We start from the raw sequence: 12247 nt of genomic DNA, 5'->3' as shown, positions 1-12247 counted from the left end.
TCGTCGCCTCGCACACCGGGGTGCAACGGGCTCGCTGCTGGATGCGACTATTCACGAACCCCCGGTGGGGCGACGAGCAGCCGAATCCATCGTGGTCCCTACATCTCCAGCGGGATGTGCTCGGCGGCGGTGCCGTCCGCGTTGAGCAGCTGACCCATGCGTTTGACGGTGCGCAGGGTCACGGTGCGTGCGGTGATGGTCAGGCCCGGGATCCGCTCACCGAAGTGCCCCTCGAGCCGGGCGGTCTCCTCCGCCGAGCGTGACCACACCGACACGAGGAGGTTGCAGTTTCCGGTCACCGCGGCGCACAGGCGCACGTCGGGGAGGGCGGAGAGCTCGCGCGCGGCGTCGTCGAGACGATCGGCCGGCACGTTCATCCGGTAGGTGGCGAGCAGCCGCCAGCCCGCGAGCTGCTGGGCGAAGTCGCAGCGGAAGAGGATCTCGCCCTGGCGGATCATCCGCTGCAACCGGCGTCGCGCGGTCGGCTCGGCGATGCCGGTGACGGCGGCGAGTTCGGCGTAGCTGCGGCGGCCGTCGCCGCCCAGTGCCCGGAGCAGGACGAGGTCCGGGCTCGAGGACGCATCCGGGTGCGTCCACGCCGGACGCGCGCCCTGCTGGGCGCGCTGGTCCCGGTCCAATGCGCGCACGCGCCAGCTGCTGCCCTCCCGGTACCCGCGCAGCGACACCCGGGTATTCACCGACAGCGCCCCGTCGTGCGCGCCGAGGTCGTGACTCAGGAAGTGCGCGAGCGCGGCGGGCCCGCGCGTCACGACGCTGAGGAACAGATCGAAGTCTCCCGCCACCTGCTCGAGACTGAACACTCGCGGATCGGAGACGAGCTGGTCGGTCAGCGGCTCGATCGCGCCGGGACTGCAGCGGACTTCCACGTATGCGACGCAGTGATCGTCCGACGGCGCCGGATACGCGGTGACCCAGGACAGCCCGAGTTCCGTCAGGCGGTGCCAGCGGCGGGCGGCGGTGGTCGCCCCGATGCCCAGTGCGGTGCCGACCTGTGACCAGGGGGCACGTGGACTGGTCTGGAGGGCGTCGATCAGGGCCAGGTCCAGCTCGTCGAACGGTGGACGCCCACCCGTCGACGGTGCCTTGTCGCCGCGTCGGCTGTCGGATTCCGGCGTGTCCGACGGTGTGGTGACGGAATCCTGCGTTTTCGTTCTCGCGACCCTCATGGTTCCTAATCTTCACCCAGTGCGCGGCGGCCGTGTCGGAGGTGCCGAGGCGTCGACTTGGTGTGTCGGTGATTCGCCGACCCTGTCATCCGGGAGAAACTGTGAAACATCCACCAGAAGTGCACCGCGCCAACGCCGATCGGACCCCACTGGACCGGGCCGCGCGGATCACGGTGATCCTTCTGTTCGCCGCGTGGGTCGTCGATTACATCGATCGCCTCGCGATCAACCTCGCACTGCCCTCGATCGGTGCCGAGTTCGGTCTCGGCCACACCCAGCAGGGCATGGTCATCTCCGCGTTCTTCCTGTCCTATGCGCTGTGCCAGATTCCCGGCGGTCTGCTCGCCGACAGGTTCGGTTCCCGACGGGTGGTCTCCTGGTCGCTGCTGATCTGGTCCCTGTTCACCGCCCTGACCGGCACTGCCTGGGCGTTCGCCGTGCTGCTGGCGATTCGGTTCCTGTTCGGGGTGGGGCAGGGGGTGTATCCCGCGGCGGCCATGAAGGCGGTCGCCGAGCGCACCGCGCCGGGACAGCGAATGACCGCGACCGGGTGGGCGCAGAGTTCCAACGCCTTCGGCGCGGTGCTCGCCCCGCTCATCGCGGCGCCGATCATCGCCCTGTGGGGCTGGCGGATGTCGTTCTTCGCGATCGCCGGTCTGGGAGTTCTGGTGTGGGCGGCGATCCAACTGTGGCTGCCCGCCACGTTGCCGCAGTCCGACGACACCGAGGTCCGACCGGACCAGCAGGGCGGATTGCGGGCCGTGCTTGCCTCGGGCGTCATGTGGCGGTTCACCCTGATGTTCTTCGGCTACGGCATCATCGTGTGGGGCCTGAATTCCTGGATCCCGTCCTATCTCCAGACCGAGCGCGGCATCTCGCTAACGGGTTCCGGGTTGCTGTCCGCGATCCCCGCCCTGGTCGGTGGCGTCGCGATCATCGTCGGCGGCAAGCTCATCGACCGTCTCGGCGGCCGGCATCGACTGATCGTCTTCCCCGCGATGACGGTCTGCGCGGTGTGCATCCTCTTCCTGAACCGGGTGACGTCGCTGACCGAATTCGTCGCGCTCCTGTCGCTGGCCACCGCTTCCGCCACGCTGTGCTACATGCCGATCTTCGCGATACCCATGCGCACCCTGCCTGCCGGGCTGGTCGGCACCGGGTCGGGAATGATCAACTTCGGCGGTCAGGCCGCCGGATTCGTCACCCCGATGGTGATGGGCGCGTTGGTCGATCGCTATTCCTACACCGCCGCGTTCGCCTTCCTCGTCGTCGGCGCCGTTCTCGCGGGCGCGTTCGCGCTGGGAACACCGCAGCGTCCCCACGCTTTCAGTGCAGCCATTTCTCCTCATGCGTCACAGCGCCAACCGACACCGACCACGACGGCCGGTTCCGAGATCAGGTGACGTCCGCTCCGAGCGAACCCACCCAGCCACGACAACGTAAGGACACCACCGTGACCGAGTTCTCCCAGACCGTCGTTCTGCCTCCCGGTACTCCGGCCCAGGCCGCAGTGTCGGAATTGCTCCCCGCGCTCACCGACCTCTACCGCGATCTGCACGCGCACCCCGAATTGTCCATGCAGGAGAACAGGACCGCGGGCATCGTCGCGGCGGTGCTGCGCGCACAGGGCTGGGACGTCACCGAGGGCGTCGGCCGGACCGGCGTCGTCGGTGTGCTCCACAACGGTGACGGTCCCGTGGTGCTGCTGCGCGCCGACATGGACGGACTGCCGGTCCGCGAGGACACCGGACTCGACTACGCCTCCACCGACACCGGGATCGATCCCGACGGGGCGACGGTGCCGGTCATGCACGCGTGCGGTCACGACGTGCACGTCACCTGCCTGCTCGGCGCCGCCGCGCTGTACGCCGCGGACCGCTCCCTGTGGCGCGGCACCCTCGTGGTGGTCTTCCAGCCCGGCGAGGAGACCGCGCAGGGCGCCCGGGCGATGGTCGACGACGGTTTCGTCGAGCGCTTCCCCCGTCCGGACGTGTGCCTGGGCCAGCACGTCGGGCCGTTCCCCGCCGGGGTGATCGTCACCCGCCCCGGAACATTGATGGCGGCCGCCGACAGCTTCCGGATCCGGCTCTTTGGGCGCGGCGGGCACGGATCGGCGCCGGAGCACACCGTCGATCCCATCGTCATGGGCTCGGCCGTGGTGGGGAGGCTTCAGGCGGTCGTGTCGCGCGAGGTGGCCGCCGGTGATTCGGCGGTGATCACGGTGGGCTCGTTCCACAGCGGCCACAAGGAGAACATCATCCCCGACGAGGCGGAACTGAAGGTCAACGTCCGCACCTTCGACCCGCAGGTGCGTGACCGGGTGCTGCCCGCGATCCGCCGCGTCGTCGACGCCGAGGCCGCCGCATCCGGGGCGCCGAAGGAGCCGGAATTCAGCCCCCTCAACGACTTCCCGCTGACGGTGAACGACGAGGCCGCCACCGAACGGGTCGTCACGGCACTCGCCGGCGCCTTCGGTTCGGACCGGATGCTGCCGATGCCACGTCCACTCGCCGGCAGCGAAGACTTCGGTGTGTTCGCCACCGCCGCCGGATGTCCCTCCGTCTTCTGGCATTTCGGCGGCGCCGACCCCGCGGCGTTCGCCCACCTGGACCTCACCGCCACGGCGTCCCTGGCCCTGCCCGAGGGAGTGCCGACCAACCACTCGCCGCAGTTCGCCCCGGTGATCGATCCGACCCTCGAGACCGGGGTCCGGGCGCTGCTCGCCGCGGCGGCCGCCTGGAACGCGGCGAGCTGATCCGCCGAGCGCACCTCACGTCGGTGGGGGTCGCCTATCTCACACTCACGTAAGTTTAATTTTCAACTTTAGTCGTGTGAAGATCGAGTGACACGGAGGTCGCGAAGTGGAGTGGCCCCGGAAATTCCCAGGGGAGAGGACGACCATGTCCGTAGACGAAGAGCGACGTCAGGTCGAGTTGGTCGTCGACCGGCTTGCCGTGGAGCACGCCGGCGTCCCACGACACACGGTCGAGCAGATTGTGCACGACGTGCATGCGGCCTTCGACGTGGGGGTGGTGCGCGATTTCGTTCCGCTGCTGGTCGAACGGTCCGCGAAGCGGAAGATCGCCGCTCTCACCAGTTTCTGACGCACGATCTCCGCGCTGTCACGGGTGCAGCGGTGCCTGCAGGATGGCGGTGTTGTCGCCGGGTGCGCTGACGCCGAGCATGGTGGCGTCGGACATCGGTAGCGCCACGGCGAGGTTCATCGACATCTTCCGATCGCCGCCGGCGATGAAACTTCCTGCGTTCATGCGACTTCCGTCGGGTCGTTGCAGCCAGACGTTGTAGGTGCTGCCCTGGGGGAGTCCGGTGACGTCGAGGCTGATTCCGGTTCCCCAGGCGCGGTTCTCCACCCGAGCGGACGCCTCCACACCCGCGGCGGGCGCGGTGAAGGCCACCGGCTGTCCGGGCGGGCTGCTCGGGACGAGGGCGCGGAGGAAGAATCCACCGGTGAGCAGGCCGAGAGCGGTGACGGCGGCCGCGGCGACGACCGCGATCCGGCGGTGACGTTGCCGGCTGCGTTCGCGGTCGAGCGTCGCGAGGATCGTGCCGGGCAGTGCGGGGGACGGCGCCGGCGGCGGCTCGAGGAGCCGGTCGGGGTCCGCCTGCCCCAGTACCGAGGCCACCGGGGTCAGCTGGATCAACTCGGCCCGGCAATCCGGGCATCCGTCCAGGTGGGCGCGTAGCGCCACGGCTTCGTGGTCGTCGAGGCGCCCGAGCGCGTACATGCCCAGCAAGGTGTGCATCTGTCGGCAGCGATCACTGGTCACCGTGCCACCCCATTTCTTCCAGTACGAGTTTGAGCGCCTTCAGCCCGTAGTACACCCGACTGCGCACGGTGCCCACGGGGATGCCGAGTTCCGCTGCGACCTCGCTGGTGGGCCGGTCGCGCAAATGAATCTCGACGAGTACGACGCGGTGCTGTTCGGACAGTCGCCGCAGGGCCTCCTCGACCTGCAGTCCCACCAGCAACTGTTCCAGCGGGCGCTCGGGCACGGGAACGTCGGGTGGCTCGGTGTCGGCGAGCTGTGGCCGGGAGGCCCGCGCCCGGCTCGCGTCGATCACCACGTTGCGGCAGATGGCATACAGCCAGGTCCGGACGGTGGAACGCTGCGGGTCGAACCGGTCCGCGCCGCGCCAGGCTCGGAGGAACGTCTCCTGCACCACTTCCTCCGCGCGTCCCCGGTCTCCGAGTGAGCGGTAGGCGAGGGCGAACAGTTCGCCGGCGTGATCGTCGTAGACGGTCCGCAACACCGCGTTGTCGGCCAAATTCCCGACCGACTCCTCCGCCCGCTTGCGCGACATGCGTAGCCGCACGACCTCACCTCCTGCAACACCGGAAATGTCGTCGGCCCGTCCGACGTCCGCCAGGGTGTACGGACGTGAGTGCCGCGGCGTTCACCGTCGATTCTCACACCAGCGTCTTCGTGAAAGTTCGCGGCCGTCGTGAACGCGGCCGTCCCGCGGTCCGTACTCCCCGGCGTCGTCCGCGATCGGCGGGCGGAAACAGAGGAGAACGGAGATCTGATGATCGCGAAGCACACGATTATCGCGGTGGCCTGCGCGGGCGCTGCGGTTGCCCTGATGTCGGGCTGCAGCCAGGCGACCGAGGCCCCGGCCGCTGCGGCGGATGCGCCGACGAGCGCTGCCCCGGACACAGCGCCGGCGACCGGCGCATCGGATGCGGCGACGACGCTCGGCACGCGAGAGACCGCGCTCGGCACCGTGCTGACCGACGGTGACGGCTTCACGCTCTACCGCTTCGACGAGGACACAGCCGACCTGGTGCGGTGCGTGGGCCCGTGTGCCGAGATCTGGCCGCCGACGCCCGGCACGCCGTCGCCACACCCGGACGCCGTCCTGCCGGGCACGGTGGGCACCACGACGCGCCCGGACGGCGTCGAGCAGGCCACTTATGACGGTCATCCTCTCTACCGGTTCGCGAAGGACTCCGCCCCGGGGCTGACGAGCGGCGACGGGGTCAAGGGCACGTGGCACGTGGTGACGGTCGATGCCGCGCACGGGTGACGGCCACGAACCCTCCGTCGGTGGTCGTTCGGACACCACCGTCACCCGGCGCAGCGCCCTGATCGGTCTGGCGGCGGTCGGTGCGATCGCCGCCGTGGACGTCGGCGGGTTCCTGTTCGCCGGCGGCCGGCTGACCCCGCACACCGTCACCCCGTCGCGGTTCGTCGATCGATTCGAGCAGGTCTTCGGCCGGCACGAGGGGTTCCGGCGCAACCACGCGAAGGGGGTGAGTGCCACCGGGTGGTTCACGGCGACCGGTGCGGGGTCCGCGGTGTCCACGGCGAGCGTCTTCCGGGCCGGCGGCCGCTACCCGGTCACCGGACGGTTCTCGTTATCGGGTGGGTTGCCTACCGCTGCCGACGCCGTCGACACCGTGCGCGGTCTGGGGTTGCTGTTCCGGTTGCCCGGGGGAGAGCAGTGGCGGACCGCGATGATCGACAGCCCGGTGTTCCCCGACCGCACGCCGGACGGTTTCCGTGATCGGCTGCTCGCCTCGAAGAAGGTTTCGGACACCGGCAAACCCGATCCGGCCGCGATGGCCTCGTTCCTGGCACGCCATCCCGAGACAGCGGCGGCGATGGACATCATCCGGCGACAGCCTCGCACTTCCGGATTCGGGGACAGCACATTTCACGGGCTCAATGCGTTCCGGTGCACCGACCGATCCGGCGCCACGGTTCCGGTGCGCTGGAGGCTGGTGCCGGAGCAGCCCGTCCGGCATCCCGGCACCGAGGAGGGCGCCGGCCGCGACTACCTGTTCGACGCCCTCCTCCGCGAGGTCACGCGAGGACCCCTGCGCTGGCGGATGATCCTCACGCTCGGGGAGGCGGGGGACCCGACGGACGATGCCACCAGACCGTGGCCGGCAGACAGGAAGTCCCTCGACGTCGGCACGCTGACCGTCGACGCGATCGACACCGAAGCACCGGGCAACGCGCGGGACGTCAACTTCGATCCGCTGGTACTGCCGAACGGCATTGCACCGTCGGATGATCCATTGCTCAGTGCACGGTCCGCGGTCTACGCGGAATCGTTCAACCGACGGTCCGGTGAGCCGAAATCGCCGAGTCGAGTCAACGTTTCGGAGGTGCCCGATGAGCGATAGCCGGACCGAGCGGCCGACCCGGTATGCGTTCACGTCGCGGTTGCTGCACTGGACGATGGCGATCCTGGTGATCGCCCAACTCTTCCTCGGCGTCGCGATGGTGGCGTCGTTGGACGCCTACCACCTGTTGCGGACGGTGCATCAGCCGCTGGGGTTCGCGATCCTCGTCCTCGCGGTCGTGCGCATCGGCAACCGGATCCTCCACCGGCCGCCGCCGTCCGCCGGGATGCGGCCCGCCGAGCGGATGGTCGCGACCGGGTCGGAATACGTGCTCTACGGACTCCTGGTGCTGCAACCGGTCACCGGGTGGGCGATGCTGTCGGCGGGCGGGTTCCCGATCGCCCTCACCGCGCAGCTGAGTCTGCCCGCGATCGCTCCCCGCGATCCGGATCTGTACGCAGTGTTGCGGCAATCCCATACCGTGCTCGGGTACCTGCTGTTCGCCGCGTTCACCGCGCACCTGTGTGCCGTCCTGTTCCACACGTTCGTCCTGCGTGACCGGATTCTCGGCCGGATGACGATGGGGCGCCGAGCCCGGCCCACCCAGCCGCCGCAACGACAAGATCAAGAGTTCAGGGTTTCCTGAATACAGGAATCGCTGTATCGTCGGGGCATGGAGATGTTGATCCATCGCGACGGGCTGTCCCGGTTCGGCTACGCGCTGTCGGACACGACGCGCACGCAGATCCTGCTGAGCCTGCGGTCGGGGCCCGGGTATCCGTCCGAACTGGCCGAACAGATCGGGGTGTCGCGCCAGATCCTGTCGAATCACCTGGCCTGCCTGCGTGGTTGCGGCCTCGTCGTCGCGGCGCCGGAGGGGCGGCGCACGCGGTACGAACTGGCGGATCCGCGGATCGGGCGCGCGCTCGACGACCTGATCGGCCTGGTGCTGGCCGTCGATCCGTCCTGCTGCCCGGACGCCGAGACGGACGGATGCTGCTGATGGCGTCGGAACTCGGAATGCCCGCCACGCGTCCGGCTCTCACCGCGGGGCGGCGGCAGGTCCTGGGGCGGCGGATCCGGTGGTTCGTGGCCGCGACGATCAGCTACAACGTGCTCGAGGCGATCATCGCGCTGAGCGAGGGCGCGCGGGTGTCGTCGACCGCGCTGATCGGGTTCGGTCTCGACTCGGTCATCGAGGTGTCCTCCGCGGCGGCCGTCGCCTGGCAATTCGCAGGCAAGGACCCGGAATCGCGGGAGCGGGTGACGCTGCGGATCATCGCGTTCTCGTTCTTCGCGTTGGCCGCGTACGTCACGGTCGACGCCACCCGATCCCTCTTCGGCATCGGCGGGGCGGAGCACTCGATCGTCGGGATCACGCTGGCGGCAGTCAGTCTCGCGATCATGCCGGTGCTCTCGTGGGCGCAGCGGCGCGCGGGACGCGAACTCGGTTCCCTCTCGGCCGTCGCCGATTCCAAACAGACCCTGCTGTGCACCTACCTGTCCGCCGTCCTGCTGGTCGGCCTGCTTCTCAACTCCCTGCTCGGGTGGTCCTGGGCCGACCCGATCGCCGCCCTGGTCATCGCCGCGATCGCCGTCAAGGAGGGGATCAACGCGTGGCAGGGCGACACCTGTTGCCCGGCGCCGGTCACCACCTCCGGCGCCGGCGCCGGTCCTGCCTGCGACTGCTGCGACGACTGAAAGGACCCGACGACCGCGTCACTTCCCCCCGACGATGCCGCTGTCGAGGAGTTTGGCGATGTCGGAGTCGGAGCTGCCGAGGAGGTCGCGGAGGACGCTGCCGGTGTCGTCGCCGACGGCGGAGGCGGGTGCCACGGTGGCGTGGTGTCCGTCGAACGATGCCGGGTGGCCGGAGGCGAGGTAGGTACCGATCCGCGGCTGTTCGAGGGGGGTGAACATCGGGTTGTTTTCGAGTTCGCCGGATTTCACGAGTTCCTCGAACGTGCGGTAACGCTCGGCGAGGACGGACGTCTTCGAGAGTGCTTCGGCCACTTCGGCCGCGGTGTGTTCGCGGAACCAGCGGGTGAACAGTGCGGTGAGGACGTCGCGGTGGGTGAAGCGATCGGCTTCGCGCGCGAAGTCGGCGTCGAGTGCGGTGGCGAGTGCCTCCACGGCGGCGGTGGTTCCGGTGACGGCAACGAGGTCGCGGAAGTGCCGTGGGGTGAGGGCCACGATCATGAACCGGGCGCCGTCGCTGGTGGTGAAATCCGTTCCATACGTGCCGTAGACGGAGTTGCCGGTTCCTTGCCTGCCGGAGCCGTTGATCTGCACTTCGGTGAGGTATCCGAGGGTGCCGGCGGTGGCGAGTGCGACGTCCTCGAGTGGCAGGGAGATGCGGGTGCCCTCGCCGGTGGCGTCGCGGTGACGGGCCGCGGCGGCGACGGCCAGCGCGGCGTACAGCCCGCACGCCACGTCCCAGGCGGGGAGGACGTGGTTGACGACCCCGGCATGATCGGCGGGACCGGTGATGGACGGGAAACCGAGCCCGGCGTTGACCGTGTAGTCGACGCCGGGGGAACCATCACGGCCACCGAGGATTTCGAGGGTGATGACGTCGGAGCGGAGCGCACTCAGCGTGTCGTGGGCGAGCCAGTCACGACCTCCCGCGTTGGTGACGAGAATTCCGCCGCCCGCGCCGGGGGCCGCGACCAGTTGCTGGACGAGCCGCTGCCCCTCGGGGTTGCGCATGTCGACGGCCACGGACCGCTTGCCGCGGTTGAGTCCGGTCCAGTAGATGCTCTCGCCGTCGCCCGTGATCGGCCAGCGGTTGTAGTCGGCGGCGCCGCCGATGGGGTCGATCCGGATGACCTCGGCCCCCAGCTGGGACAGGGTCAGTCCGCACAGGGGGGACGCGATGAAACTGGAGACCTCGACGATCCGAAGTCCGGCAAGGGGAGTGTGGGCGGTCACGAGAGATGCTCCTTGAGGGTGGAGGTCAGGCCATGAGGGCGGTGAAGCGCCAGTCGAGGACGGGGACGTCGGACGCTGTGGCGTTGTGCGCGAACACCAGTGAACGCAGATGCAGTATTCCGCCGCCGCCGGGCAACTCCTCGGCGCTCTCGATTTCGAGTTCGCTGGTGAGGGTGTCACCCTCGTGGACGGGACCGGTGTGGTCGCAGGACTTCCAGCCCAGGACCGTGACGAGGTTCGGCAGGGCGCGCGTGGCCTGCCCGAGCGCGATGCCGATGGTGTGCCCGCCGTAGACCAGTCGTCCGTCGGCGCCGACTCGTTCGTCGTGGTGGGTTGCCGCGATGTTGAGGGTGAGGCGCGCCAGTTCGGGGGCGCTCGACACCACGTCGCCGCTGCTCCGCAGCACGGATCCGGCGAGGTCGGCCGAGAAGTGCTGCCCCGGAACCTTGTCGCGGTAGCGGGCGAGGTCCCAGCCCTCGGGGGCGGCGAACGACTGCTCCGACTGCGGCCCGATCGCGGACAGGTCGTCGGACTTGCGGACGCGGTCCTCGTCGGGGTTCGCGCTCAACGGGAGCATCGCGCAGCGGTAGAAGTCGAGGACGGTGCGGCCGTCCTGGTCGGTGGACGTCATCCGCAGAGCCGCCAGACCGGTGGGTTTGCGTCCCGGTTTCGCCGAGTTCTCCCGCAGTCCGACCACTTCGGTGCGCGTGTAGAGCGTATCGCCGAGATGCGGGAAGTGATGGAAGCGGAGGCCGCGGTAGAACAGGTTGGCCTTCACGTGGTGAGTGGCCAGCGTGGACTGTCCGATGGCGACGTCGGTGACGAGGCCGGGGTTTGCGACGGCGTCCGCGGACCCGGTGACGGCCCGGGACAGGTGCGCGTCGAGGGGCAGCCGCAGGCGGTCGCCGAGGATGGCTTGATGGGCGGCGGCGAGGCCGCTGGTGAGGGTGACGGCGGGGGCGGTGTCGAATTCCTGCCCGACCTCGAGTTCGTCGAAGTACGGGCCACCGACATACGTCTGCGTGATCGTCACTGTGCACCTACCTGGGCGAGAACGCGTCGTGCCGCGACTGCGACGGCCTCGTCGAGCATCTGCCCGTCGAGTTGCGCCGCCCCGGCGCCCGCGGCTTCGGCGGCAGCGAGTGCGTCGATCACGCGTCGCGCGTCCTCGACCGCGGTGTCGGTGGGGGTGAAGGCCGCAGCGGCGGACTCGACCTGCGCGGGATGGATGACCCATTTTCCGTCGAATCCGAGCGCGCTGGTCCACGCGGCCGAGTGGCGGAAGGCGTCGTCGTCGGCGATGCCGAGGAACGGGCCGTCGATCGCCTGGATGCCGGCGGCGCGGGCGGCGACAAGGATGCCGTCCTGGATCGCGAGCCAGTGTTCGGGGAGGGCGGTTCGAGATCGGCCGAGGGCCGCCCCGAGGTCGGCGTAGCCGATGATGACGGACTCGAGCCGGGCGACGGCGCGGGTGATGTCGGCGATGTTCTGCACGCCGACCGGGGTTTCGACGAGAGCCTGCAACCCGATGTCGGTACCGGCGAGAGCCTGATCGGCGCGGACCAGATCCTGCGCCGTCTCCACCTTGGGAACCACGATGCTCGTGAGCGCGGCGCCGAGGGAGGCGCACAGGGCGAGGTCGTCCTCCGCCCACGGCGTGGTCAGCGCGTTGATGCGGACCGCGACGGCCCGGGAGCCGTCCGACTCGAGCACGAGGCGGCGCACGAGGTCGCGGGCCTCGGCCTTCTTGGCGGAGGCGACGGCGTCTTCGAGGTCGAGGACCACCTCGTCGGCGGTCGACCGGAGCGCCTTGAGGGCCTTGCGCTCGTCGGATCCGGGGGCCACCAGAACGGCGCGCCTGCGGGTGAGGTTCTGCACGATGCTTCATTCCTAGGGTCCGGGAGCCCGGGTCGGGCTGGATATGTACGGCCAGCCTGATGCGGCTGCGCTGCTGATGCTGGCAGCGACGTAGCGGTCATGTCAAGACCGATCGTTGACTTTAGGCAGACATTGTCGGATTATGGCCGTACAAATGTTG

At 69.4% G+C, this 12247-nt stretch carries 14 protein-coding genes; 8 read left to right on the top strand and 6 right to left on the bottom strand.

Going from position 1 to position 12247, the window contains the following annotated elements; all coding sequences use genetic code 11:
• Positions 1–98: 98 nt before the first annotated feature.
• A complete protein-coding gene (locus tag JWS14_RS15170) occupies positions 99–1187 on the bottom strand; it encodes an Lrp/AsnC family transcriptional regulator (protein ID WP_206013653.1) in 1089 nt (362 codons plus the stop codon).
• A 101-nt stretch (positions 1188–1288) separates the two neighbouring features.
• On the opposite strand from JWS14_RS15170, the gene JWS14_RS15165 reads away from it, so the two are divergent.
• From JWS14_RS15165 to JWS14_RS15155, 3 genes are all read left to right on the top strand, one after another.
• Positions 1289–2590 carry an MFS transporter gene (locus JWS14_RS15165; protein WP_206013652.1) on the top strand — a complete coding sequence of 434 codons (1302 nt, stop codon included), beginning with the start codon at positions 1289–1291 and terminating at the stop codon, positions 2588–2590.
• Between the two features lie 50 nt (positions 2591–2640).
• The gene (locus tag JWS14_RS15160; RefSeq protein ID WP_241031346.1) at positions 2641–3942 is read left to right on the top strand and encodes an amidohydrolase; all 1302 of its coding nucleotides are present in this window, start codon (positions 2641–2643) and stop codon (positions 3940–3942) included.
• Between the two features lie 145 nt (positions 3943–4087).
• Positions 4088–4291 (top strand): three-helix bundle dimerization domain-containing protein, encoded by a 204-nt coding sequence (locus tag JWS14_RS15155; protein WP_095862060.1) that lies wholly within the window; start codon positions 4088–4090, stop codon positions 4289–4291.
• A gap of 18 nt (positions 4292–4309) precedes the next feature.
• Here the strand turns inward: JWS14_RS15155 and JWS14_RS15150 are convergent, their stop codons facing one another.
• A complete protein-coding gene (locus JWS14_RS15150; RefSeq protein ID WP_241031345.1) occupies positions 4310–4975 on the bottom strand; it encodes a zf-HC2 domain-containing protein in 666 nt (221 codons plus the stop codon).
• Complete coding sequence (locus JWS14_RS15145) at positions 4965–5522, bottom strand: sigma-70 family RNA polymerase sigma factor (RefSeq protein WP_072937052.1); 558 nt, start codon at positions 5520–5522, stop codon at positions 4965–4967. Before JWS14_RS15145 ends, JWS14_RS15150 begins: the two co-directional genes overlap by 11 nt.
• Before the next feature lie 210 nt (positions 5523–5732).
• On the opposite strand from JWS14_RS15145, the gene JWS14_RS15140 reads away from it, so the two are divergent.
• Genes JWS14_RS15140 through JWS14_RS15120 form a run of 5 tightly spaced genes read left to right on the top strand, consistent with a single transcriptional unit; the run spans position 5733 to position 8979 of the window.
• Positions 5733–6233 (top strand): COG4315 family predicted lipoprotein, encoded by a 501-nt coding sequence (locus tag JWS14_RS15140; RefSeq protein WP_387486938.1) that lies wholly within the window; start codon positions 5733–5735, stop codon positions 6231–6233.
• Positions 6217–7338: a catalase family peroxidase gene (locus JWS14_RS15135; protein WP_206013651.1), complete on the top strand. Its 1122-nt coding sequence runs from the start codon at positions 6217–6219 to the stop codon at positions 7336–7338. Before JWS14_RS15140 ends, JWS14_RS15135 begins: the two co-directional genes overlap by 17 nt.
• Complete coding sequence (locus JWS14_RS15130; protein WP_095862062.1) at positions 7328–7924, top strand: cytochrome b; 597 nt, start codon at positions 7328–7330, stop codon at positions 7922–7924. Before JWS14_RS15135 ends, JWS14_RS15130 begins: the two co-directional genes overlap by 11 nt.
• 27 nt (positions 7925–7951) lie before the next feature.
• Positions 7952–8281 carry an ArsR/SmtB family transcription factor gene (locus tag JWS14_RS15125; protein ID WP_206013650.1) on the top strand — a complete coding sequence of 110 codons (330 nt, stop codon included), beginning with the start codon at positions 7952–7954 and terminating at the stop codon, positions 8279–8281.
• Positions 8281–8979 carry a cation efflux transmembrane domain-containing protein gene (locus tag JWS14_RS15120; RefSeq protein ID WP_206013649.1) on the top strand — a complete coding sequence of 233 codons (699 nt, stop codon included), beginning with the start codon at positions 8281–8283 and terminating at the stop codon, positions 8977–8979. The genes JWS14_RS15125 and JWS14_RS15120 overlap by 1 nt, the downstream gene beginning before the upstream one ends.
• An 18-nt stretch (positions 8980–8997) precedes the next feature.
• Here JWS14_RS15120 and JWS14_RS15115 read toward each other — a convergent pair whose 3' ends face one another.
• The 3 genes from JWS14_RS15115 to JWS14_RS15105 are packed head-to-tail and all read right to left on the bottom strand — an operon-like array spanning position 8998 to position 12087.
• Positions 8998–10209 (bottom strand): CoA transferase, encoded by a 1212-nt coding sequence (locus tag JWS14_RS15115; RefSeq protein ID WP_206013648.1) that lies wholly within the window; start codon positions 10207–10209, stop codon positions 8998–9000.
• Positions 10210–10234: 25 nt separating this feature from the next.
• Positions 10235–11242 carry a MaoC family dehydratase gene (locus JWS14_RS15110; protein ID WP_072936976.1) on the bottom strand — a complete coding sequence of 336 codons (1008 nt, stop codon included), beginning with the start codon at positions 11240–11242 and terminating at the stop codon, positions 10235–10237.
• Positions 11239–12087, bottom strand: coding sequence for an HpcH/HpaI aldolase/citrate lyase family protein (locus tag JWS14_RS15105; RefSeq protein WP_206013647.1), 849 nt, complete (start codon positions 12085–12087; stop codon positions 11239–11241). The genes JWS14_RS15110 and JWS14_RS15105 overlap by 4 nt, the downstream gene beginning before the upstream one ends.
• Positions 12088–12247 lie beyond the last annotated feature (160 nt).

It is taken from the genome of Rhodococcus koreensis (assembly GCF_017068375.1).
Taxonomy (GTDB): Bacteria; Actinomycetota; Actinomycetes; order Mycobacteriales; family Mycobacteriaceae; genus Rhodococcus_F; species Rhodococcus_F koreensis.
This window is presented reverse-complemented; position numbering and strand designations above follow the sequence as displayed.

Excerpts from the sequence above, each read along its gene's own strand:
- JWS14_RS15135 (WP_206013651.1), top strand. The coding sequence starts at position 6,217 with ATGCCGCGCACGGGTGACGGCCACGAACCCTCCGTCGGTGGTCGTTCG.
- JWS14_RS15120 (WP_206013649.1), top strand. The coding sequence starts at position 8,281 with ATGGCGTCGGAACTCGGAATGCCCGCCACGCGTCCGGCTCTCACCGCG.
- JWS14_RS15155 (WP_095862060.1), top strand. The coding sequence starts at position 4,088 with ATGTCCGTAGACGAAGAGCGACGTCAGGTCGAGTTGGTCGTCGACCGG.
- JWS14_RS15125 (WP_206013650.1), top strand. The coding sequence starts at position 7,952 with ATGGAGATGTTGATCCATCGCGACGGGCTGTCCCGGTTCGGCTACGCG.
- JWS14_RS15140 (WP_387486938.1), top strand. The coding sequence starts at position 5,733 with ATGATCGCGAAGCACACGATTATCGCGGTGGCCTGCGCGGGCGCTGCG.
- JWS14_RS15170 (WP_206013653.1), bottom strand. The coding sequence starts at position 1,187 with ATGAGGGTCGCGAGAACGAAAACGCAGGATTCCGTCACCACACCGTCG.
- JWS14_RS15130 (WP_095862062.1), top strand. The coding sequence starts at position 7,328 with ATGAGCGATAGCCGGACCGAGCGGCCGACCCGGTATGCGTTCACGTCG.